Annotated in this window: 20 protein-coding genes; 11 read left to right on the forward strand and 9 right to left on the reverse strand. The window is 71.5% G+C overall.

Annotation, left to right across the window (positions count from 1 at the left end; genetic code table 11):
* The first annotated feature begins 351 nt into the window (after positions 1-351).
* From C8E87_RS43040 to C8E87_RS43070, 7 genes are all read left to right on the forward strand, one after another.
* The gene (locus tag C8E87_RS43040) at positions 352-1,056 is read left to right on the forward strand and encodes a ThuA domain-containing protein (RefSeq protein ID WP_133879057.1); all 705 of its coding nucleotides are present in this window, start codon (positions 352-354) and stop codon (positions 1,054-1,056) included.
* A complete protein-coding gene (locus C8E87_RS43045; protein WP_133879058.1) occupies positions 1,026-2,117 on the forward strand; it encodes a Gfo/Idh/MocA family protein in 1,092 nt (363 codons plus the stop codon). Before C8E87_RS43040 ends, C8E87_RS43045 begins: the two co-directional genes overlap by 31 nt.
* A 95-nt stretch (positions 2,118-2,212) precedes the next feature.
* Positions 2,213-2,554, forward strand: a complete 342-nt coding sequence (locus C8E87_RS43050; RefSeq protein WP_133879059.1) for an STAS domain-containing protein — start codon at positions 2,213-2,215, stop codon at positions 2,552-2,554.
* A gap of 22 nt (positions 2,555-2,576) precedes the next feature.
* Entirely contained in the window at positions 2,577-2,933 is a 357-nt protein-coding gene (locus C8E87_RS43055) for an ATP-binding protein (RefSeq protein ID WP_239080716.1), read from the forward strand.
* A gap of 105 nt (positions 2,934-3,038) precedes the next feature.
* Entirely contained in the window at positions 3,039-3,425 is a 387-nt protein-coding gene (locus tag C8E87_RS43060; RefSeq protein ID WP_133879061.1) for an STAS domain-containing protein, read from the forward strand.
* A gap of 175 nt (positions 3,426-3,600) precedes the next feature.
* Complete coding sequence (locus C8E87_RS43065) at positions 3,601-5,490, forward strand: PP2C family protein-serine/threonine phosphatase (RefSeq protein WP_203721017.1); 1,890 nt, start codon at positions 3,601-3,603, stop codon at positions 5,488-5,490.
* Positions 5,483-5,917: an ATP-binding protein gene (locus C8E87_RS43070; RefSeq protein WP_166661476.1), complete on the forward strand. Its 435-nt coding sequence runs from the start codon at positions 5,483-5,485 to the stop codon at positions 5,915-5,917. Before C8E87_RS43065 ends, C8E87_RS43070 begins: the two co-directional genes overlap by 8 nt.
* 102 nt (positions 5,918-6,019) lie before the next feature.
* Here C8E87_RS43070 and C8E87_RS43075 read toward each other — a convergent pair whose 3' ends face one another.
* Positions 6,020-6,352 (reverse strand): STAS domain-containing protein, encoded by a 333-nt coding sequence (locus tag C8E87_RS43075; RefSeq protein WP_133879063.1) that lies wholly within the window; start codon positions 6,350-6,352, stop codon positions 6,020-6,022.
* Between the two features lie 345 nt (positions 6,353-6,697).
* On the opposite strand from C8E87_RS43075, the gene C8E87_RS43080 reads away from it, so the two are divergent.
* The 4 genes from C8E87_RS43080 to C8E87_RS43090 all read left to right on the forward strand — a co-directional run bounded on the left by C8E87_RS43080 (position 6,698) and on the right by C8E87_RS43090 (position 10,061).
* Positions 6,698-8,200 carry an alpha/beta hydrolase family protein gene (locus C8E87_RS43080; protein WP_133879064.1) on the forward strand — a complete coding sequence of 501 codons (1,503 nt, stop codon included), beginning with the start codon at positions 6,698-6,700 and terminating at the stop codon, positions 8,198-8,200.
* Positions 8,201-8,318: 118 nt separating this feature from the next.
* On the forward strand, positions 8,319-9,167 hold the full coding sequence (locus C8E87_RS43085; protein WP_133879065.1) for a metallophosphoesterase family protein: 849 nt from the start codon (positions 8,319-8,321) through the stop codon (positions 9,165-9,167).
* A gap of 112 nt (positions 9,168-9,279) precedes the next feature.
* Positions 9,280-9,411: a hypothetical protein gene (locus tag C8E87_RS46610; RefSeq protein ID WP_275409181.1), complete on the forward strand. Its 132-nt coding sequence runs from the start codon at positions 9,280-9,282 to the stop codon at positions 9,409-9,411.
* Positions 9,408-10,061, forward strand: a complete 654-nt coding sequence (locus tag C8E87_RS43090; protein WP_133879066.1) for a 4'-phosphopantetheinyl transferase family protein — start codon at positions 9,408-9,410, stop codon at positions 10,059-10,061. The genes C8E87_RS46610 and C8E87_RS43090 overlap by 4 nt, the downstream gene beginning before the upstream one ends.
* Before the next feature lie 109 nt (positions 10,062-10,170).
* On the opposite strand, the gene C8E87_RS43095 is transcribed toward C8E87_RS43090, so the two are convergent.
* The 8 genes from C8E87_RS43095 to C8E87_RS43130 all read right to left on the reverse strand — a co-directional run bounded on the left by C8E87_RS43095 (position 10,171) and on the right by C8E87_RS43130 (position 23,087).
* Positions 10,171-10,416 carry a DUF5988 family protein gene (locus C8E87_RS43095; protein WP_133879067.1) on the reverse strand — a complete coding sequence of 82 codons (246 nt, stop codon included), beginning with the start codon at positions 10,414-10,416 and terminating at the stop codon, positions 10,171-10,173.
* Between the two features lie 185 nt (positions 10,417-10,601).
* Positions 10,602-11,270, reverse strand: a complete 669-nt coding sequence (locus C8E87_RS43100) for a helix-turn-helix transcriptional regulator (protein ID WP_133879068.1) — start codon at positions 11,268-11,270, stop codon at positions 10,602-10,604.
* 424 nt (positions 11,271-11,694) lie between these two features.
* Complete coding sequence (locus C8E87_RS43105; RefSeq protein WP_133879069.1) at positions 11,695-12,108, reverse strand: cold shock domain-containing protein; 414 nt, start codon at positions 12,106-12,108, stop codon at positions 11,695-11,697.
* A gap of 49 nt (positions 12,109-12,157) precedes the next feature.
* Entirely contained in the window at positions 12,158-14,848 is a 2,691-nt protein-coding gene (locus tag C8E87_RS43110) for a helix-turn-helix transcriptional regulator (RefSeq protein WP_133879070.1), read from the reverse strand.
* Between the two features lie 93 nt (positions 14,849-14,941).
* Positions 14,942-17,740 carry an AfsR/SARP family transcriptional regulator gene (locus C8E87_RS43115; protein ID WP_133879071.1) on the reverse strand — a complete coding sequence of 933 codons (2,799 nt, stop codon included), beginning with the start codon at positions 17,738-17,740 and terminating at the stop codon, positions 14,942-14,944.
* A 296-nt stretch (positions 17,741-18,036) separates the two neighbouring features.
* Positions 18,037-18,798 (reverse strand): thioesterase II family protein, encoded by a 762-nt coding sequence (locus C8E87_RS43120; RefSeq protein ID WP_133879072.1) that lies wholly within the window; start codon positions 18,796-18,798, stop codon positions 18,037-18,039.
* 117 nt (positions 18,799-18,915) lie between these two features.
* On the reverse strand, positions 18,916-21,687 hold the full coding sequence (locus tag C8E87_RS43125) for an ATP-binding protein (protein ID WP_133879073.1): 2,772 nt from the start codon (positions 21,685-21,687) through the stop codon (positions 18,916-18,918).
* Positions 21,684-23,087, reverse strand: coding sequence for a helix-turn-helix transcriptional regulator (locus C8E87_RS43130; protein WP_133879074.1), 1,404 nt, complete (start codon positions 23,085-23,087; stop codon positions 21,684-21,686). The genes C8E87_RS43125 and C8E87_RS43130 overlap by 4 nt, the downstream gene beginning before the upstream one ends.
* Positions 23,088-23,110 lie beyond the last annotated feature (23 nt).

Raw genomic sequence — 23,110 nt, forward strand, 5'->3', positions numbered from 1 at the left:
GGGCAGTGTCGCATCACGACCGCCGGAGCTGGGCGTGGCCGGTGGCGACCACAACTCGCGCCGGGTGATGCACTGCGATTTGGGGATCAGCCGGCCGCGGGGGTCAGCGGCCGGTAAACGGGGCAGACGGGTGTTTCGTTCCGTCCATAGCCGACTCTGATGGAGACTCGTCGCGGTGTCAACAAGTTACGAGAACTTTCGTAAGTTTCGGCATAACAACTTAAGGCTCTGTTCAGCCGGGCCACCTCGGCGCATGATCACTGAGGGAACCCGGTTAGGAAACTTGGGAACAGTACGACCGGAAGTTTCGGTAACCGGGAGTGAAGGCTGTCGATCTGGTGGAGGTGGGACATGCCTGACGCCCTGGTGGTCCGCGGAGGCTGGGAAGGACACCGGCCGGTCGAGGCCACGGAACTGTTCGTGCCCTTTCTGAAGAGCCACGATTTCGACGTACGGATCAGCGGGACGCCGGCCGTCTACGGTGACGCAGCGCTCATGGCCGGAGTCGACCTCATCGTGCAGTGCGTGACCATGTCGTCGATCGAGCCGGAAGCGCTCGCCGGACTGCGGTCAGCGGTGGCCGCCGGAACCGGGTTCACCGGCTGGCACGGCGGCATCGCCGACTCGTTCCGCGCCTCGTCGGACTACCTGCAGCTGGTCGGGGGCCAGTTCGCCACCCACCCGAGCAAGGAGCCCGGCCGGCTGTGCGGGGACGAGACCGACAACTTCCTGCCGTACGCGGTGAACTTCACCCCGCTGGGCCGGGAGCATCCCGTCACGGCCGGCCTCGACGACTTCGAGCTGACCACCGAGCAGTACTGGGTGCTGCACGACGACCTCATCGACGTCCTGGCCACCACCACCCACCCCGTACGGCCGTGGCATCCGTGGCAGCGGCCGATCACCTCCCCCGCCATCTGGGCCAGGCAGTGGGGCGAGGGCCGGATCGTCGTCTCCACCCCCGGCCACAGCCTCGACGTCCTGCAGCACCCCACCGTCCGTACGGTGATCGAAAGGAGCATGTTGTGGGCCACCCGCACCGCATCGGAGTCGTAGGAGCCGGCTGGATCTCCGGCGCGTACCTGGAGACGCTGCGTGACCATCCCGGTGTCACGCTGGCGGCGGTGGCGGATCTCGATGCCTCGCGGGCCGCGTCGTTCGCCGCCGGGGTGGCCGGTTGCCGCGCCCTGCCGCTCGAGGAACTGCTGAGCGACCCCTCGATCGAGACGGTCCTCAATCTCACCGTCCCCGCCGCGCACGCCGCGATCGCCCAGGCCACCATCGAGAACAACAAGCACCTGTACGGGGAGAAGCCGCTGGCCGCCGACCTGACCGCGGCCCGTTCCGTGGTCGAGAAGGCCGCCGCCGCCGGGCTGACCGTCGGGTGCGCCCCGGACACCGTACTGGGAACCGGCGTGCAGACCGCCCGCGCCACGATCGACGCCGGGCTCATCGGCCGCCCGATCTCCGCGGTGGCCGTGATGGCGACCCCCGGTCACGAGCGCTGGCACCACAACCCCGATTTCTACTACCAGCCCGGCGGCGGCCCGTTGCTCGACATGGGTCCCTACTACGTGACCGCCCTCGTCCACCTGCTCGGCCCGGTCACCGCCGTCACGGGCGCCTCCTCCCGCCGGCGCACAACCCGCGTCATCGGCATCGGCGCGCGAACCGGCGAACAGATCCCCGTGCTGGTCGACACGCACGTCACCGGGGTCCTGCACCACGCCGGCGGCGCCCTGTCCACGATCACGACAAGCTTCGACGCCGTACGCACCACGGCCGCCCCCATCGAGGTGCACGGCGAGACGGGCAGCCTGTCCGTCCCCGACCCCAACGTCTTCAGCGGAGACGTGGGCCTCTTCCCGCTCGGCGGCACCGAGTGGCAGACGGTGCCGCCGTCCGCCGGCTACGTCGACGCCGGCCGCGGCATCGGCCTGCTCGACATGCTCACGGCCCCGACCCCCCGAGCCGGCGGCGCTGTGGCCCTGCACGTCCTCGACATCATGACGTCTCTGCTTCGCGCCGCCGACGAGGGCCATCGCATCGACCTGACCACGACAGTGGAACGCCCCACCCCCGTCCCCCTGACAGAAGCCGCAACCTGGCGCTCATAGGTGCGCGAAAGAATGCCTCTTCGACGAAGATTGATCCGGTTCACGGTTTCCGTACCACCCGGTGCCATGATGGGCTGGGAAGAAGGTGACGGCCGATGGCAGTCTTCGAGGTCAAGACCCGCACAGAGCCGGATCGGATCACCGTCGCGTGCGCCGGCGACTGCGACCTGGACGCCCGTGATCAGCTCACCGCGGTTCTGCTGGACGCGGTGAGCGGCGCGACCACGGTGTTCGTCGACTTGTCCGCGGTCGATTTCCTTGACTCCAGCGGTGTGCACGCCCTCGTCACCGCCCACCGCGCGGCGCAGGCGCGAGGCGGGCACCTGTACGCGGTCAACGCCGCCGGCTCGACCGCCGTCATCCTGGAACTGACCGGGCTGGACGTGTTGCTGCGCGCCCCGGTCACGCATCCGCCTCGCGAGCGTCCCCATGCCTGAATCACCAGTGGGCCCCGACGGCATGTACTACGCCGAGCAAGGCGACCTGCGCGCGGTCCGTGCCTTCGTCGCCGCCCGAGCTGAGAAATTGGGCTTGCCGGCCGCCCGTATCGAACTGCTGCTGCTCGCGGTCAGCGAACTGACCACCAACACCTTGATGCACACCGACAGCGGCGGGCACATCCGCGTATGGGCCGAGAACACCCAATTGATCTGCGATGTACTCGACACCGGTGGCCCGCGGACATTCGGCCGCGCGATGCCGCCGGCCCGCTCCCCCGGGGGCCGGGGACTCGCCATCGTCGAACGGATCTGCGACTCGGTCCACAGCATCACGCTGCCGGGCGGCACCCTGGTACGGATCTGCCTCAATCTCTAGCCGGAAAGCCGTGGCACACCGAAATCGCGAGGCGTTCCACGTCCATCGGGTGAAAGTGGCGCTCGAAGGCGAGGCGAGTGTCCGGGTGGGGAATGATGACGGGCCTTGGAGGAGCTCATGCAGGCGTTGTCGATCAATCGTGAGGGTAAGGCGCTGGTCCTGTCGCTGCATGGGGAGGTCGACTTCCTGAACGCGGCATCGGTGACCGAGGCGATCGCGGCGGCGCTGGCGCAGGCACGTCCGGCGCGGGTGCGGGTTGATCTGTCCGAGGTGACGTTCTTGGACTCGTCGGGGATCGGGGTGTTGGTGTCGGCGATGCGGGCGGCGACGGACGCCTCGGCGTCGTTTCAGGTGGAACGTCCCGATGCCGCCATTCTCGATCAGTTGAACGGGGTCGGGTTGACCGAGGCGTTCGGATTGGCAGGAGCTCAGGTTTCCACGCCGGTCGAGGAGCCGGTCGATCGAGCACCCGCGGTCGGTGAGGACCGGTAGCGACGGTTGCGCGGGCCGGGTGTCAGGCGGCGGGGCCGATCTTGGCCGGGGAGTCCGCCGATTTTGCACTGTTGTCCAGATATACACATGAATTCGTCGTTGCTCCTGATCGGCCGGCGGAAGCGGCTACCAGGGTGATCGGCGGCGAGCAGGACCCTTTTGGGGGCGAACCGGGGTGGAGCAGGACTACCGGCAGCGGCTGGCCGAAATCGACGCGGCGGTGGCCCGGGCGCGGCTGGATCCGGTGATGCTGGTGGAGCGGGCGGCTGCTTTGTTGGCAGGCCGGGTGGGTTGCCGAGTCGATGAGACTCACGCCTATCTGCTGCGCCGCGCCGCCAAGCAGGGCCGGGCTGTGGCCGAGGTGGCCGGTGAGGTGCTGGCCACAGTGGAAAGCCGGGCGGGTGGATCGCACGGCGGGGACCTGGCGCTGGACGAGCTGGTCCGCCCGCATCCGCAGCCGGCTCCTCGGCGACGCCCGCGGCGGTCGACCGGGGCGGCCGGCGCCGGGGCCTGGGGCGCGATGATGCAACAGGTCTTCGATGGGTTGCCGGGCAATCACCTGGCCATGTTGCCGGTCCGTAACGATGACGGCGGCGAGATCGTCGACTTCCGGATCGTAGCGGTCAGCCCGGAGACGGTGGATTTCTCCGGACGCGCGGCCGGGCAGATGGTCGGGCTGACGATGACCCAGTCCTACCCGGCGTTGCCGGACGAGCTCTGGCAGGCCTGGCGCGGGGCAGTAGCCGACGGGCAGCCTCGCGAGGTAGGTCCGATGCCCTACACCGGGGCAGGCGACCGGTCACCGGCCGACGTGGTGATCAGTGCCCGGATCCAGCCGGTCGGGCCGGGGTTGATGGCTACCTGGGTGCGCCACGACGAGCAAACCCGGCTGGCCGAACGGATCGCGCAGATCGAGCGGCTGGGCAACCTCGGCTGGGGCGAGGCCGACCTGGTCAGTGGGCACAACACCTGGTCGCAGGAGCTGTACCGCATCTATGAACGTGATCCGGCGCTGGGCCCGCTGACCGGCGAGGAGCAGGACGCCCTGCTCCTCGCCGAAGATGAGCCGGTGCGCCGGCAGGCCGCCGAGGCGTTCGGCCGCGGCGAGACCATGGACCTGACCTACCGCATTCGCATCGGCGGACGGATCAAACACCTGCGCACCGTCCTGGATGCGGTGCGCGACGTGCACGGCCGGCCGATCAAGTTCTACGGCATCACCCAGGATTTGACCGCGCAGGAGACCAACCGCGCCAGGCTCACCGAGGTCGAAGCGCTGCTGCGCGAACACCAGCGGGAACTGGCCGCCGAACACGCCCTGACCGCCCAGCTGCAGCAGATCGTGCTGCCCGTGCCGGCCGAGCCGTTCGACCTGCCCCACCTGCGGGTCGCGGTGCGCTATCTGCCCGCCGAGGAGGCCAGCCGGGTCGGCGGGGACTGGTTCCACGCCGACACCACCGACGACGGCAGCGTGGTGCTGGCCGTTGGCGACGTGGCCGGGCACGGCATCCACGCCGCCACCGTGATGGCCCAGCTGCGGCATCTGCTCGCCGGGCTCACCGTGACCGCCACCAGCGACCCCGCCGAACTGCTCGACCACCTCAACCGGTTGCTCTACCGCGTCGGCATGACCGCCACCGCCGTGGTGGCCCGCTACGAGCCGCACACCCGGGTGATCCGCTGGGCGCAGGCCGGGCACCCCGCCCCGCTGCACACCCGGGCCGGCACCACCGCACGGCTGCAACGCCCCCGCGGGGTACTGCTCGGGGCATTGCCCACCGCCCGCTACGACACCGCAACGCTCCCCTTGCACCCCGGTGATCTGCTGCTGTTCTACACCGACGGGCTCATCGAACGCCGCCACGGGCCGGCCGACGCCGGCCTGGCCGAGGTCATCGCCGCCCTCAACGACATCTCCACCTCCGGCAGCCACGAGCCGCTGGCCAACCTGCTCGCGCGGCTACGCCGGGCCAACGCCGACGACGACACCTGCATCCTCGCCGTACGCCACCACCGGTTCCCCGGGCCCGCCCAGCCCCGCCAGGACGGTCATGGCCATGCCTGAACCGCACCGCACCCCCACCACCGGGCACAGCCACCGGCCGGCGGGCCTGCTGGCGCGTGACTTCACCATCGAGAACATCGTCGAACTGCGCCACGCCGTGACCCGCCTCGCCGAAGACAACGGCCTGGCCGATGTGGCCCTCTATCGGTTCGTCATCGCCGTCCACGAGATCGCCGTCAACGCCATCCGGCACGGCGGCGGCCAGGGCCGGCTGGAAATGTGGCGTGCCGACGCGCACCTTCACTGCCGCATCAGCGACCACGGCCCCGGCATGCCGACCGCCCCCGGCCGGCCCGTGCCGGCCATCACCGCCACCACCGGCCGCGGTCTGTGGCTCGCCCGCCGCTCCTGCCAGATGACCACCCGCGTCGACGACGCCGGCACCACGATCACCCTCACCTGCCCGATCAGACCCCCGCAGGCCTGAATCAACCTGCTCGGCGTCAGGTTGGTTCAAGAACCCGGCCGGCCGCCAACCCTTGCACAACGGGCCCCGGAAGGAACTCGAAACCCCTGACCTGCAAGGGGCTCATGCTGCTTGGGAGCTGTCCCGGAGGCGGTGACTGGGGACGCCCGCCGCGGCGAGTCGCTCGGCGATCATCGGGCAGCAGTGGTCGAGGAAGACCGCGACCTTGTGGTCGTCGCCCAGGTGGCACGCTGCCACGAGAGTGCCGAGGTTGATCGCGTCGAGATCTCGCAAATTGCCCAGGTCGACGATCAGGCGTAGCGGCCTTACGCGGCGCACCGCGTGCACGATCGTGCGCCGCAACTCGACGGCATCGTCGGCGTCGAGGACGCCGCGAGGGTGGATGACCAGGGTGCCGTCCGGACTGGTCTCAACGTCGACCGTCGCGCCGCTCATCGCGTCGCCTCTCTGTTACCCAAGTTTCCTCGAACGGTAAAGGTACGACCGCCTCGGCGTCGCGTCGACCGACGCGAGGAAGAATTCACTTGGTCACATCAAGGTCACGGTCGCGGGACAGTGACCAGACCCGAGAGCGACGCCAGCCGTCATCTGCCGTTCACCCACCAGCGTAATGGCCTCGTTACTGTGACGCCATGACCGGTGTACTTGGGCCCGCGACCTGGCGCGCTGCGAAGTAGACCAGGCCGGCGCCACTCATCCGGGCCGAGCGGCCCTACCGGACCTCTTTCCGTCCAACCCAAGGTGGAGAGGAGCGAGTCGAATCGACGAGGGGACGTTCGCGTGCGACCGTTCGAGACGGCACTGCTGGCGGCCAACGCGGCAGCGTTGCTCGTTCTCGCGGTGACGCGACTGCGGCGATCACTGAAATGGCTGCCGCTGATCCCGATCCTGGTGGCCGTGGCGCAGCTGCTTGTGGAGGGCTTCCGGTGGCAGCTGGCACCCGCGTATGTGGTCACCCTCGCATTGGTGTCCGCCTGGCTACCGCTGCAGAACGCGAAGAGGTGGTTCGGCCGGTACCGACAGACCGCCGTGATCACGCGGATCGCCGGCCTGATGTCGGGCACGCTCATCTTCCTCGCCTCGGTTGTGCTACCCGCGGCGGTGCCGGTGTTCCACTTCGCGGCGCCGACCGGGCCGTACGGCATCGGCACCACGATCCATCACTGGGTGGACCCGACCCGGCCGGAACCGTTCACCACCGATCCGGCCGACCATCGGGAACTGATGGCGCAGCTCTGGTATCCCGCCGCCCCGAATCCGGGCGCCGCACGGGCGCCGTACATCGCGGACGCCGACGCCGTGGCCCCCGCGCTCGCCGCCATGACCGGCCTGCCGTCGTTCTTGTTCAGTCACTTCCGGTACGTCACCACGAACGCGGTGGCGGGTATACCGGTCGCCGAAGCCACCGGTGAGTACCCGGTGCTCGTCTTCCTCTCCGGTCTGTACGGGTTCCGGTCGGTGAACACCTTCCAGATCGAGGAGCTGGTCTCGCACGGGTACGTCGTGGTCGGCCTCGACCAGCCCGGTGTCGTCGCGACGGTCCGCTTCCCCGGCGGCCGGCAGATCCGTAACCTTCCGTTCGATGTCATCGACCCGCTCGTCGACCAGAGCATCGAGCCGCAGCCGGCCACCCCGGTCCTCGACGGGACACCATGGCCGGCCGGGCTGGTGCCGCTGTTCGCCCAGGACGTGCGTTTCGCCCTCGACCGGCTCCGCGACATCGACGCCGCAGACCCGCACGGCGTCCTTACCGGACACCTGGACCTCGCCCGTGCGGGTGTCTTCGGCGTCTCGCTCGGTGGCCGAGTCGCCGCCGAGTCGTGCCTGTGCGACGCCCGCCTGAAGGCCTGCCTGGTGATGGACGACCCGGCGCCGGCCGACGTCGTGGCAGCCGGGCCGCACGAACCGACGATGTTCCTCACACGCGACGCCGAGACGATGCGGCTGGAGCGGCGAAGGTCAGGGGGATGGAGCGAGCACGACATCGCGATGACGCTCGGCACGATGCGCGCCGCTTACTCGAAGGCGACCGCGGGCGCGTACTACGTGGAGATACCGAACCTTTTCCACGTCAACTTCACCGACCTGCCGTACTGGCTCCCCGCGTCGAAACAGCTCGGCCTGACCGGGCCGATCGGCGGCCATCGGGGGTTCGCCGTCGTCAACGCCTACACACTGGCTTTCTTCGACCAGGTTCTGCGCGACCGGTCGTCGCCGTTGCTGGCTGGCGCATCCCCTCCACCCGCTGGGACTACGCTCCAGGTACGAAAGCCGAGCCGGTGACATCGTTGCCGCGTCGAAACGGGCGATCCGGGGCCCCAGGTGATCGGCAAGCTGGTCGATACGGCGTTGCACGCGGCCCTCGCCATGAAGGGGATGCTCGGGGCGCTAGCGTGGAGGGATGAGCGCCGGAACCCTTTTCGCCGTCAGCGACCTGCACGTGGCGCACCGGGAGAACCGCGAGATCGCCGAAGGGCTGCGGCCGTCGTCCGATGCGGACTGGCTGATCGTCGCGGGGGACGTCGGCGAGTTGTTCGACGAGGTGGTCGGCACGCTGAGGGGGCTCAGCAAGCGGTTCGCCAAGGTCATCTGGGCGCCCGGCAACCACGAGTTGTGGACGCACCCGCAGGATCCGGTGAAGTTGCGCGGCGACGCCCGGTACCGCGCGCTGGTCGAGGCCTGCCGCGAGCTCGGGGTCATCACGCCGGAAGACCCGTTCGAGGTCTGGCGGGGTGCGGGCGGCCCGGTGACCGTGGCGCCGCTTTTCCTGCTGTACGACTACACCTGGCGTGCCCCGGGCACGTCGACCAAGGCCGAGTCGCTCGCGTACGCCGAGGGGACCGGCATCGTGTGCACCGACGAACTGCTGCTGCACCCCGACCCGTACCCGTCGCGCGAGGCGTGGTGCGCCGCCCGGGTGACCGAAACCGAACGCCGTCTGGCCGGCACAGACCCCGGACTGCCGACCGTGCTGGCCACCCATTGGCCGCTGCACCGGCACCCGACCGAAGTCCTGCGGCACCCGGAGTTCGCCCAGTGGTGCGGCACCGACCGGACGGCCGGCTGGCACCTGCGTTATCGGGCCAAGGTCGCCGTGTACGGGCACCTGCACATCCGGCGCAGCACCGAACGCGACGGCGTGCGCTTCGAGGAGGTCTCGCTCGGCTACCCACGGGAGTGGCGGCGCCGGTTCGGCGAGAATCCGCCGACGCTCAAAGCCGTGCTGGAGCAGCCGGCCGTCAGCCGATGATGCCGCTGGACCCCCGAGCCCGTCACCGGCCGGCACCCCTATGGACGGGGGTCTCGCGGCGAGAATCGTTAGGGGTTGCCGGTTCCGGACACCCGCCCCTACCGTCGGGCAGATGGAATCGGTCGATCCGCCCGACACCCTGATCGCGTTCTGTGTCACCCGGGCGGTGGCGCCGCCCGGACAAGGCTGCGCCGGCCGCACCGGGTTCGTGGTCAACGGCGACGCGGTCCGCCCGGCCCGATGATAGAAGAGCTCCTGCCGCATGGGGTTGCGGCCTCCGAGGCGTTCGCCGACGACGAAGCCGAGCCCGTCCACCCCGGCGAGGCCCACGTGGTCGTCAGGTCGGTGCCGTCCCGCCGCCGCGAGTTCGTGACCGCCCGCCGCTGCGCCCGCGAGGCCCTGATCAGCATCGGCGTCGCCCCCGGCCCGATCCTGCCCGGCCCACAGAGGGAACCCGTCTGGCCGGAGGGCGTGATCGGCAGCATCACCCACTGCGCCGGATACCGTGGCGCGGCCGTTGCCCGGCAGGGCGCTCTGGAGTCCCTGGGCATCGACGCCGAGCCGCACGCCCCGCTCCCCGACGGCATCCTCGAGGCGGTCACATCGGCGTCCGAGCGTCGGCATCTGGCCGGGTTGGCCGCACGTAATCCGGAGATCTGCTGGGACAGGGCTCTGTTCAGCGCCAAGGAGTCCGTCTACAAGGCCTGGTTCCCGCTGGCCCGGCGGATGCTGGGGTTCGACGAGGCGGAGTTGAGCTTCGAGGCCGGTGCGTTCACGGCGCGGCTGCTGGTTCCGGGCACTCGTGTCGACGGCCGGCCGGCGCTCACCGTTTTCCGGGGGCGGTTCCTGGTCAAGGACGGCTTGGTGCTGACTGCCGTGGCGGTGACCATCTGACGGCCCTGTCCCCTCCCGCATCGCGGTCGGGGTGCGGTCCACACGCGAACCGCCCTTTCCGCACCCCGTAAAAGGGCGACGGAAAGGGCGGTGAGCAGAATACTGGGGGCTATTCCGCGACGCGTGTGCGCCCCGTCCAGTAGTACGTGACAGGGCCGGCCGGGGTCTCGGCTTCCGGACGCTCGAAATGCTCGTAGCCCCCGCAGTACGACACCTTCACCTTTTCCTGGCCGGCTGGGATGCGGTGGGTGCGGAGTTCGGCCGGCAGACCTGCGGGACCGCCGTCCAGAACGACTTCGATGAGCTTTTCACGGTCGTCGACGAGAGGGTGAGGCTGTTCGGCGAGAGAACTCATGCGATCATCTCCGTCGGTGCTCAGCGGATTCCGGGATCTACGATCGAGTCTTCTCGGTCGGACTTCGAGCGCATACCCCTATTCCATCGACCAGGACCGCTACTCTGCGGACTGATCGGGCCTTCTTGGCGCAGTACGTGGGTGGCCGCCGTGGCGCGGCACTGGGGCAACCCGTGGGTGCAGCCTCATCGGCGGACGAAGTCCTCTTTGATGCGCGGGGGCCAGGTGCCGACGGTGAGCGCGCCGATGGCGTACGCCCGGGACACCAGCGCCGCCCGGTTGGGCACGTTGAGCTTGCGGAACATCGAACCGATCCGGTACTCGACGCCCTGCCGGCTCAGGTGCAGGCGGGACGCGAGCTGCACGGTCGACGCCCCGGCCGCCACGCCCTCCAGAATCCGGGCGTCGATCTCGGTCAGCACCTGGTGGCGGGCGGACACCCCGGGGGCGGGGTTGCCGCCGTCGCCGAGCTTGTCGGGGGTCACCATCACCACGATGCCGTCGACCTGGCTGCCGGCGCCCCGCGCGACGAATCCGTTCATGCCACCGGAGAACACCGAGTCGCGGGGGCCGAGCCCGACGATGGAGTCGTCGAACGTGGTCCGGTTCTCGGCGATCACCCGCTGGATCTTGCGGCGCACCTTGTCCCGGGTGCCAGGGTGCAGCAACTCGTTGAAGTCCTGCCCGGCCCGGCTGCGCTGGGTCCCGCCGAACCGGCGGAGGAACTCGGCGCTGGTGTCGACGATGTGCTGCTTCGCGTCGAGCGACGCGATGCAGAGGTTCGACCACTCGAACAGCGTCCGCGCCACCTGAGCGCGCGTGGAGACGTCGGTCTCGCTTTCTGTCGCCGTCACGGTCACGGAAGTTGCACTCCCTTTCGACAGGTGCCGACACGTGAATTCGTTCTGTCGAATCACATGCGGATCAGGAAACAGCCCGGGCACAGATGTGTATGGACGGAAGGGTGTTGCCCGCTTGTCCGCCGCGCTATCCAGGGCGCTGTCGAATTCGGATCAGAAGTGCCGATTCACTGGCCCTCACCGCCGGCCAGGTGCTCGACCTCGAAAACCGCTGACCACTGATTCCCGCGTCTACGCCATTACAGCTGAACCATATTAACAAACCGAGTGCCGTCGATGTCAAGCAACGTCGATAAACGTCTCTTCAATTTAACGGCAGCACCAACATTCGCATCGGTTTCGCCGCGGTTACGGTGCGATGTCATTCAGTTTTGAATCCCCGTTCCTCACCGGATCCGCGGCATCGGCACCCCGGCGGTCAACCCTCGATCCAGCCGTGGTCGAACGCGGCGCGTACCAGGCGCTCGCGGACCAGCACGATCTGCTGGCCGGTGAGCGCCGGCACGTGTTTCAGGAGCAGCTCGGTCACCTCGGCGCTGTAGGCGGCGGCGGTCAGCACGTCGCAGGTGTCGTCCTCCGGCCCGCCCGGCTGGGTGACATCGCCGGCCGGCGCGGCCACCGGATCTTCGTCAAGCACGGTCAGCGAGGAGATCTTCAGCCCGCGGTCGCTCTGCGCGGTCTCGAACATCACCCGCAGACCGGGCTGGGCCAGGTGGCGCTTGCCGCCGAAGTCGTTCGCGTGGAAGAACACGTCCTCCCCGCCGTCCGCGGGGGCGATGAACCCGTACCCCCGGAAGTCATCGAACCGGATGACCGTTCCGACCGCCGTCACGACACCACTCCTTGCCTCGTACACCCGTACCTTGGGAACTGCGCATGCTTCACGCGGCCGCCCGGCTCAGCACCAGGGAGGCCGGCAGGTCGGCCCGGCGGCTCACGTTGAGCTTCCGGTAGATCTTGGTCAGATGCTGCTCGACAGTGCTCAGCGTGACGAAGAGCTTGTCGGCGATCTCGCGGTTGGTGTGGCCCAGCGCGGCCAGCGCCGCCACCCGCCGCTCGGCATCGCTGAGCCGGCTCACCGGTTCCTCGGGCCGCTCGCCGGCCGGGGCAAGCGGCTCGGCCGGGGTAAGCAGGGCGCCGCCCAGGGGTATCCGGCACGCATCGGCCAGGCTCCGGGCGCGGTCGCCGATGGTGGCCATCCGGCGGAACTCGCCCAGCGCCTCGTGCGCCTCGGCCAGGGCCTGCAGGGTACGGGCGAGCTCGTACCGGTCGCCGCAGTGCTGCAGGAGGTTCCCGGCCTCACGCAGCAACGTAGGGCGATGGCCGGGCGCGCTGGTGGCGGCCAGCATCCGGGTCGCCATCCCGCGCACCCGGGGCAGGCCGTTCGCCCGCGCCAGCTCGTCCTCGATGTGCTTGACCGCCAGGTCGAGGCTGCCCGTTGCGATGTGCGTCTCGGCGAGGTCGAGCCGCCACGCGACCATCCCCGCCCCGTCGAACGACCACCCGGTCAGCAGCTCCCCACAGCGGGTGAAGTCGCGCAGGGCGAGTTCGTGGTGGCCGGCGACCAGGCTGTACCGGCCGCGCGCCTGCAGGTACAGCACGGCGCTGCGGGTGCCGGGCAGCCCTTCCGGTACGGGCTGGTCGAGCCACCGTCCGGCCTCGTCGAGGTCGCCCATCGCCACCGAGGCCTGCACGGCGGTTGCCAGCGGGCCGCCGACCGCCACGCCCCAGCTGCTGGGCGGCATCAGGGTCAGCGCCGCCCGCGCGTGGTCGGCGGCGGCGGTCAGGTCGCCGAGACGGAAGGCGATCTCCGCCCGGATCGCGCGCAGGCCGGCGTGCCAGCCGGGCGACTCCCGGCCGGTCACCTCGGCCAGGAAGCGGTCGCACCACGGTGCGGCGTCCTCGGCATGGTCGGTGTAGACCAGCGCCAGCAGCCCGCTCTCGATGGTCTCGAGGGAAGACTCGTCGACGTGGGCGCCGCGCAGGATGTCGACCCCCACCGGGGCGGCGCCGTGGACCGGGCGGCGTTCCAGGGCCCGCACCAGTGAGGTCGCCGCGTCGACCCGCCGGACGCCGGGCACCGTCATGGCCGGCAGCCCGTTGCGCCGCGACGGCTTGCCCAGCAGCTTCTCGAAGGCCGGGTAGGTGGCCCGGATCCACGGCCGGCTCGCCAGCAGCTCGACCAAGAACTCCTGCCCGGCCGCCACGGCGTCGGAAGGCAACCGGCCGAGGACCTCCTCGGCCGGCCCGGTCCGGCCGAGCCACAGCAACGCCTTGGCGAGCGTGAGCGCGTCGTGGTGGTGCAACCGCCCGGCGCGGGCGGCGGTCAGCAGCTCGGCGATCAGGTCGGTGCAGCGGGCCGGGTTGACCTGCCACTCGGCGACCAGCTGCAACGTGGTGAGGGACGGCCGCCGTTCGTCGGTGCAGACCCGGCGGGCCAGCCGCAGGTACGCGATACCCCGCTCGACCTTGCCGTCGCGCAGCGCCAGCCGGGCCGCGTTCTCCAGCAGTGGCACGGCCCACGGCTCGGTGGCGGTGTCAGCCCGGACAAGGTGGTCGGCGACCCTCTCGGGCGCCGCGCCGCCACGGAAGGCCAGCACCGCGGCCCGGTGGTGCAGCCGTTCCAGCGTCTCGCCGTCCGGGACGGCGAGCACCGCGCGGGCGGCCGCCGGGTGCCGGAATCGACCCTGCGCCAGGACACCGGCGGCGGTCAGGAAGTGGACCGCCCGGGCAACCGCGCCGGCGTCGATGCCCAGCAGCTCGGCGACGTCCTTCGGGTCGCCGGTGATCGCCAGCGCCCGGCCGACCTCGGCGACCGGCGGGTCACCCTTGTCCAGCACGGTGACCACCGCGTGGCCGTACGTGCCGCCGGCCATCGCGTCGGCCGGCTCCTCGTCGAAGCCGGCGGCCGCGTGGTCCTCCAGCAGCCCGTTCAGCAGCAGGGGGTTACCGCCGCTCCACGCGTGCCACCGGGACGACCAGCGCCGTGCCGCGTCGGGGCCGACCAGGCCCGCCGCCGCGTACCGCACACCGTCGGCCGAGAGCGAGGACAGCCGCAGCCGTGTGCCGTGCGGCGGCCGGGACAGCTCGGCGCACAGGCCGGTGGCGTGGGCCGGGGCCTGCCCGCCCGCCACCACCAGCAGGATCGGCGCCTGCCGCATCCGCCGGGCGAGGTAGGCCAGGCAGTCGGCGGAGGCCTGGTCGCTCCACTGGATGTCGTCGACCAGCAGCGCCAGCGGGCGGCGGGCGGCCAGGCCGAGCAGAGCCCCGCACGGCTCGGCCAGGTCGGCCGCCTCGCCGGGGGCCCGTGACCGGAGGCCGGCCGCGCGGGGTGCGTCGTGGAAGAGCTGGTTGAGCAGCCCGAGCGAGACGTTCTGTTCGGCGCGCGCGCCACCGGCCATCAACACGGTGGCGCCGGCCTCGGTGGCCAGCCCCGCGAGGACGCCGAGCAGGGCTGTCTTCCCCGTACCGGCCGCACCGGACATCACCGCCGCCCGCCCCCGGCCGCCCACCGCACGGTCCGTCAGTTCCCGCAGCACCGCGAGCGCCTCGGCACGCTCAACCAACGTCATGCATCAAGCTCCTCCACCCGAGTCTCCCCCCATCGTGGAGGACCCGGGCAGGGGTGCGTTATCGATGCCTTATCCAGGATCCATCGACACTTGTCAGGCGGACCGGCCAACCGGCCGACCGGCCGGCGGGTCCCGCTCGATGGCCTGCGGGCCGGGCGTGGCGGTGCCGAGGGTGGCCATCCCGAGGCCGTGCAACGCATACGCCTCGCCGATCGGGTCGCCGAGGTCGCGGACAGCGTCCAGCACCCGGTCGAAACAGGCAATCGCGGCGGCGGCCCGGCCCTCCTCCAGGTGGATCAGGCCGATCTGGTGCAGCACCTGCGACTCCAGCCGCCGGCTGCCGGCCCGGCGGCTCAGCTCCAACGCCTCGCCGAGGGTGGCCATCGCCTTTTCCATGTGGCCACCGTCCACCTGGACCTGGACCTGGCCGTACAGGACGTGGGCGAGCGCCGCCGGGTCGCCGAGCCGCAGCGCGGACTCCCGGGCCTGTTCGTACCGGCGCTCGGCGTCCGCCAGATTGCCGGTGATCCGATCGACGAACGCCAGCGTGCGTACGGCCAGACCCTCACCCCGCTCGTCGGAGATCGAGCGGAACATGGCGGCCGACTCGACGAGTTCCTCCCGGGCGTCCGGGAACCGCTGCTCGACCATGGAGAGAACGCCGACCGAGTAGAGCATGGCGGCCAGTGCCGGCCGGTTGCCGGCCACCCGGGCGGCGTCCAGGGCGATGTCGTGGGTCTCCCGCCAGTCGTCCAGGTAGGCCCGCGACTCGAACAGCGTCACCGCGCTCAGTGCCATGTCCCAGCACAGGTCGACCAGGCCCACCTGGGCCGCCTGCCGGACGCCGGCCACGATCGAGGCGTGTTCCCACTCGAACCAGACCAGCGGTGGGTCCAGCAGCTGCTCGACCAGCCGGCGTGGCAGCGGCCAGCGCCCGGGCGTGGAGCCCGCCTGCAGGTGGGCGTCGCCGTACACCCGCCGGTGCGCCTCGGCCGACAGGAACGACAACGCGCCGAGCACCCGGCTGATCGCGGCGTCGCGTTCGGCCGGCGACTCCTCCTGGGCCAGACGTTCCCGGGCAAAGACCCCGATGAGGTCGTGGAAGCGGTAGCGGCCGTGCACGCCGAGGGCGGTCCCGGTCGTCTCCACCAGCTGGGCGTCGGCCAGGACGTCGAGCAGGTCCTGGGCCTCGTGCGGCGGCATGTCGAGCAGGGCGGCGGCCATCCAGCCGGAGAACGTCGGAAAGTCGAGCGCAGAGAGCAGGCGGAAGAGCCGCCGGGCGGCCGGGTCCACCGCCTCGTAGCACAGCGACAGGCTGGCCCGGATCTCCATCCCGCCGTGCCGGAGCTCGTCGAGCCGGCGTACCTCGTCCTGGAGCCGGTCGACCAGGTAGCCGATCCCCCACTGGGGACGGGCAGCCAGCCGGGCCCCGGCGATCCGCAGGGCCAGCGGCAGCCGCCCGCACAGCTCGGTGAGGGCCACCGCGGCGGCCGGTTCGGCGTCCACCCTGTCCTGTCCGTCGATCCGGGCCAGCAGTTCCAGCGACTGGTCGGGGTCGAAAACCTCGAGCGCGACGTGGGTGGCTCCCGGGATGCCGGACAGCCGGGCCTGGCTGGTGACCAGCACCGCCGAACCGGCCAGGCCGGGCAGCAGCGGGAGCACCTGGCCCTCGTCCTCCACGTTGTCCAGCACAATCAGCGTCCGGCGCTGCGACAGGAACCCGCGGTAGAGCTCCGCGCGCTCGTCCAGGCCCTGAGGCATGGCGGCGAAGGACACCCCGAGCGCGTGCAGGAACCGCTCCAGGACGCCGGCCGGCTCCACCCGCCCGGCCACCCGCCCGCGCAGGTCGGCGAAGAGCTGCCCGTCGGTGTACGCGCCGGCCAGCCGGTGGGCGACGTGCACGGCGAGGGTGGTCTTACCGACCCCCGGCTTGCCGACCACGACGACCACCGGCACCGCCACCCGGTCGGGGTCGTCGGCGAACCGCTGCTCGATCAGCCGTACCTGCTCGGCCCGCCCGGTGAAGTCACCGATGTCGGTGGGCAGCATCTTGGGCGGCGAAGCGCCCGCCGGCGGGGCGGAGGCGTCCGGCGGACCGGCGGGCACCCGTTCGGCACCGGACCAGTCGGTGGTGACCGGCGGCGGCATCCGCAGCGCGGCGTCGGCGGTCAGGATGCTGTGCTGCAGTTCCCGGAGCCACTCGTTGGGTTCCAGGCCGAGGTCGTCGATCATCGTGCGGCGGCCGGAGCGGAACACCTCGAGTGCTTCCGCCTGCCGGTCGGAGCGGTACAGGGCCAGCATCAACTGCCCGCGCAGCCGATCGTGCAGGGGATACGCGGCGACCAGCGCGGTCAGCTCGGGGATCAGGTCGCGGTGCCGGCCAAGTTGCAGCTCGAGCTCGATGCACTCCTCCCGGACGGTCATCCGGCGCTCGTCGAGGTGGCTGACCGCGGAGAGCACCTGCGGGCTGGGGACTCCTTCGAGCGCGTCGCCCCGCCACAGCGCGAGGGCCGCGCGGTAGTGCCGCACGGCCTCCGCCGGGCGCCGGGCTTCGCGGTGCCCCCGGGCGCGGGCCACCAGCTTGTCGTGCTCGTGCAGGTCCAGCGACTCGGCGTCGATCTGCAACACGTAGCCCTGCGAGCGGGTCACGATGGCGGCCGTGCGGCCGTGCGCCGCCAGCAGCCGGCGCAGAGCGGAGATGCAGATCTGCGCCTGCACCCGGCCGGTGGGCGGGGCCTCGTCGCCGTAGATGGCGTGGGTCAGACGGGTGACCGGCACGATGCGACCGGCTTCCAGCAGCAGGCTCGCGAGAACGATCTGTTCTCGTGGTGACACGTCAACTCGCTCGCCGTCGGCCGACACCTCCAGCGGACCGAGGATTCGGAACTCCACGCTGAACCCCCTAACGGCCGTAACAATGGCACGTTCGGGTGGAAACTGGTAGAGCGATCGTGTGAATTCTCGTGAACGCCGGAAATAGCGGGACTTACCAATCAGTAGGTAGAAATTGCTCCCGCCGGACGCCCTCCCAAAACCGGTTCACCTGGACATCTCACGCCACCGTCTAAAATCGACGGCATTCGATCGAATACCCGCCCCCTCGCCTGATCGTCCGGTGTGGTCTCCCCCGGAATGCCACAGATGCGACCCGGACCCTCGTTGCCCTGGCGGCCCGGCGGCGGCCTTGGTCAGACCTTGGCGGTCGCCAGCTTGGCCGCCATGACCTTCAGGACGGCGGCCTGGTGCCGGGTCAGATAGAAGTGGCCGCCCGGGTAGGTGTGCATGTCGAAGGCGCCGGTGGTGTGCTCCTGCCAGGCGCGTGCCTCGTCCAGCGTCACCTTGGGGTCGGCGTCGCCGACGAACGCCGTCACCGGGCAGGACAGCGGCGGACCCGGCTGGTAGCGGTAGGTCTCGGCTGCCGTGTAGTCGCCCCGGATCGCGGGCATGATCAGCGCCACCATCTCGTCGTCGTCGAGGACGTTGTTCTCGGTCCCGTTCAGCCTCCGCAGCTCGGCCAGCATGCCCTTGTCGTCCTGCTGATACACCCGCTCGTCACGGTGGCGCGACGGCGCCCGCCGGCCGGAGGCGAACAGCCAGGGCGCGACCACGCCGTCCACGGTCTCGAGCTTGCGGGCGACCTCGAACGCCAGGGTGGCACCCATGCTGTGGCCGAAGAACGCGAGCGGCCGCTCGGCGGCCAGCGGCCGCAGCACCTGATAGATCCGCTCGGCCAGCACCGGCAGCTGGGTGATGCAGGGCTCCGACCGGCGCTCCTGGCGCCCCGGGTACTGGATGGTCAGCACCTCGACGTCGGCCGCCAAGGCCCGGGAGAGCGGGAAGTAGAAACTCGCCGATCCGCCCGCGTGCGGCAGGCAGACCAGTTGTGGGCGGGCCGCCGCGCCCGGGTGATACCTGCGGACCCACAGGTCCTGTGCGGTGTCGTTCGTCATGGAACTCAGCATTGTGGAGCCGCGTCGGCAGCCGCAAGAACATGATCGCCACCCCGGCAAGAACAGGGGTTTGGAAGAAACAACTCGGGTAGGCGGCGACCACGGGCGGCTCTAGCGTCAGGTGGACGGGCGCAACGCCTTGACGAGCCCGGCCCGTCCCCGTACTCCGAGTTTGCGATACGAACTGGTCAGATGCTTCTCCACCGCGCGGCTGGTCACCGCCAGCGTCGCCGCGATCTCGTGGTTGGTGTGGCCGTCCGCCGCGAGCTCCGCGACCCGGCGCTCGGCCCGGGTCAGCGCGGCGTTCTCGACCGGGCGCGGCCACGACGGCTGACTGTCCGCCTGCGGCCCGGCCTCGCTGGTCAGCCACCAGGCGCCGGAAGCCCGGGCCAGCAGGTGGCCTTCGCGCAGCTCCTCGGCGGCGGCCCGGTCGCCGGCCGCCTCCAGTCGCCGGCCCAGCAGCAGCCGGGTGCGGGCCAGCTCCAACCGGTTGCCGGAGCCGGTCAGGACGTCGCGTGCCTCGCGCAGCAGCCCGATGGCAGCCCGGCCCTCGGTGATCAACCCGCGGACCCGCAGCGCCCGGCCCAGCGTGGCCGGCGCACCCCAGGCCACGGCGACGGCGTGCGCCACCTCGGCCTGCTCGTGGGCGGCGGCGGTGTCGCCCATCCGGTGCTGCAGCTGCGCGACCGAGGTACGCCAGGCGTACAGGGCCGGGTTGAGACAGCCCGCGTCCTCCCACTGGCGTCCGGTCTCGACCAGCTGGCTGAGCGCGGCCGGCAGGTCGCCGTCGGCCACCGCCAGCGAGGCCCGCAGCATGCCGAGCACCGAGGACATCCCGAACCGGTCGGTGCGCTCCCAGCGGTACCGCCGCAGGATCCGATCGGTGAGCGGCCGGAAGCGGATCTCGACGGCGACCAGCGCCAGCGCAGCGACGTACATCCCGCTGGTCTCGTCGGCGTCGATGTCGGCCAGGTCGTACGCCTCGACCGCGAGCGCCTTGGCCCTGCCCAGGTCACCGCGGCCGAGCGCCACCACCGCCTGCTCGATGCGCAGGAACCCGCGGCTGACGTCGCCGCCCTGGTCGCCGGAACGCTCGACGCACGCCTCCAGCCAGGACTCGGCGTCGGCCACCGAGTCTGCCGCGAAGAGCGCCGAGACCAGCAGCGGGAGCGCTGTGTGAACGTGTTCGGGAAACGGCGGCTGCGCGGCCAGGATCCGGTTCGCCTGCCGCGCGACCTCGGCGGCCGGCAACCGTACGCCGTCGGTCGCCGACTGCAGCAGGACAGCCACCAGCTCGCGTTCGGCCGGGGTGTCGAGGGCCGGGTCGGCGCCCAGGCCGGCCAGCCGGGTCACGGCGTCGACGGCGGCGGCCGGGTCCTGCATCCGCCGGTAACGCAGTCGCGCCTCGATCCGCAGCGCCAGCTCCCGGTCGGTGTCCCGGCCACCGTCACCCCGTAGCTCGGTCTCGCCCTGCCGGAGGACGTCCAGGAGCATGTCCGGCCCGGCCACCGTGGGCGCGATCCGGGCCACCGCGGCCGCCCGTTCCCGCACGGTCGGCAGCAGCGGCAGGGCCTGGGCCAGATGCCGGACGGAGGAGGACTGGTCCAGCGCGCTCTCCACCACGGCCAGATCCACCAGCAGGTGCGCCCGCAGCTCGCTGTCCCACGGGCAGTCCAGCAACGCCCGGCGCAGGTAACGGGCCGCAGTTTCCGGCTCGTAGCGCTGGGCCGCCCCGGCGGCGGCCGCCCGCAGAGAAACAAGCGCCCACGCGTCGAGCGGCGACATCACCGCCAGCAACTGGGCGGCGACCCGTTCCGGCGGCTGCTCGGCCCGGAACATCAGCCGGGCGGCGCGCAGGTGGGTGGCCTCCCGTTCGGCCGGTGTCATCGACCCCTCGACCGCGTCCCGCACGATCGGGTTCAGCACCCCGGGCCCGCCCCGCACGAGCAGTCCGAGCCCGGTCAGCGAACGGATCGCGGCGGCACAGCCGGCCCGGTCGAGCCGTGCCACCTGGCCCACCAACTCGGTGTCCATCTCATCCGCCAGGATCGCCAGCGCCCGGGCGGTGTCCCGGACCGCTTCCGGCTGCCACCGCAGGCTGGCGACAAGCCGGTCGCGGAGCCGCCCGACCAGCCGTTCGCGCAGCGGTGACGGCCCGGAGGTCACCACCCCGGCCGGGTATGCGGCGTCCGGCGGCAGCGCGTCGGCCACCATGCACTGCAGCATCGTGCTGAGGAACAGCGGGTTGCCCGCGGTGGCCTCCTGACAGGCCCGGACGAACCGCTCGTCGACCGGCCCGCCGAACGCCGCCCCGGCCATCGCCCCAATGCCGTCGCGCCCCAGCGGCGACGGTCGCAGCGTCCCGGCGGCGGCCGCGGTGACGTCGTAGGTGAGTCCCGGCTCGGGCCGCGGATCGCCGTCCGGGATCGTGCTCACCAGCAGCACCCGGCGCCGGTCGAGCCGCCGCGCCAGATAGCCGAGCCAGCGCAGCGACGGCTGGTCGGCCCACTGCAGGTCGTCGACCAGCACCACCACCGGACGGTCCGCGCCGATCGAGTCGAGGACGCCGGTGAGCGTCTGCATGACGGTGTGGTGGGCGGCATCGTCCGGTAGCTCGCGCGGCGGCGGTTCCAGGAGCTGCCGTACGACGCCGTAGGGGAACGTCCGCTCGGTTGCCGCCGCCCGGGCCCGCAGGACCACCGCGCCCGCCCCGGTCGCGGCCGCGGCCGCCGCGTCCAGCAGGGCGGACTTGCCTATCCCGATCGGCCCGCCGACCACCAGGGAGGAGCCCCGGCCGGCCCCGGCGGCCGCCAGGGCCCCGGTGATCAGCCGCAGTTCGTCCTCCCGCTCGTACAGCTCGCCGGCGGCCGGCCACGCCGCCCCCCTCATCGCTGCTCGCCGGTCTGCTGCCGCAACGTCACGAGGTCGGCCCGGCCGCCCACTCCGAGCTTGCGGTAGACGCTGGTGAGGCGGGCCTCGACGGTGCGGATCGAGACGAACAGCTCGGCGGCGACCTCCCGGTTGGTGCGGCCGGCGGCCACCAGCTGCACCACCCGCTGCTCCCCGGCGGTCAGCCCCGGCGCACCGGGTTGCTTTCCCCGGGCGGCGGTCAGCAGCCGGTGGGCGGCCCCACCCACAATCGGGTCACCGGCCTGGTCGGCCAAGTCGGTCAGCTGGCCCAGCCGGGCGCGGGCCGCCCGCAGATCGCCGTCCACCATCAAGGCCCGGGCGAGCGAGTAAAGGGCCCGGCGGTGTTCGTCGCCGGCCACCGAGCTCTCCAGCGTCGCCACTGCCTCCTCCAGCAGCAGGATGCCGGGCCGGCCGGGCGTGGTCAGGCCCCGGGCGAGCAGGCTCAGCCCGGACGCCCGACGGGTTCCCCAGGCCCGCGCCGTACGCATGCCGTGCTCCACGAACGGCGCCGCCTCGTCGGCTCGGCCGGCCGCCGCCAGCAACTCCGACGCCTCCAGCCACCACGGCGCGAACACCGGGTTCTCGACGCCGGACCGGGCCAGGTGCTCGCCGCAGAGCGTCAGCCACCGCAACGCCCCGTCGAGGTCGCGCCGCCGCCGCTGGATGACCGCCCGGACCATCAGGTAGACCGGATACTGCCAGACCAGCTCGTCGTGGCGGGGCCGCCGGGCGGTTTCGAGCAGCGCCTCCGCCCGGTGCAGCTCGCCGCGGTGGCACAGCGTCTTGGCCAGCATCACCCGGGGCAGCACCATCGGCGCGTCCCAGGCCGCCGACGCGGCGATCGTCACCGCGGTGCCGGCGTCCGCGTACGCCCGGTCGAAGTCGCCGGCGACGCACATGGCCGCCGCCCGGGTCGAGAGCGCCAGGCTCAGCGTCCAGCCGGTGTCCTCATGCTGGTTGCCGTCGACCAGCCAGTCGAGGGCGGCGAGCGACTCGTCCAGGTCGTCGGTGAGCAGCAGCGCGAAGGCGGCGCCCAGGGTGGACAGCTCGCCGGCCGGGTCCGAGCGGATCCGGCGGGCCAGGCGCGCTCGTTCCCGTACGGTGACGGCCGACTTCCCGGCCAGCGCGCCGGCCATCGCCTGGATGCCGAGCAGCTGCCGCTCGGCGATGGTGTCGCCCGGCGGCACCTCCATCTCGCGGGCCAGGGTGATCGCGGTGGCCGAGGTGGTGGCGTCGTCGAGGCCGGTCAGCACCAGCACGAACCGGCCGGCCAGCAGCAGGTTGCGGTCGTCGGGGCCGGGCGCGTCGCCGATCAGCCGGTCGAGCGCCGGAACGGCGTCCTGCAGAGCCTCGAACGCGGGCCGCGAGTTGCCGGCCATCAGCGCGACGAGGCCGTAGCCGA

Source organism: Paractinoplanes brasiliensis, assembly GCF_004362215.1.
Taxonomy (GTDB): domain Bacteria; phylum Actinomycetota; class Actinomycetes; order Mycobacteriales; family Micromonosporaceae; genus Actinoplanes; species Actinoplanes brasiliensis.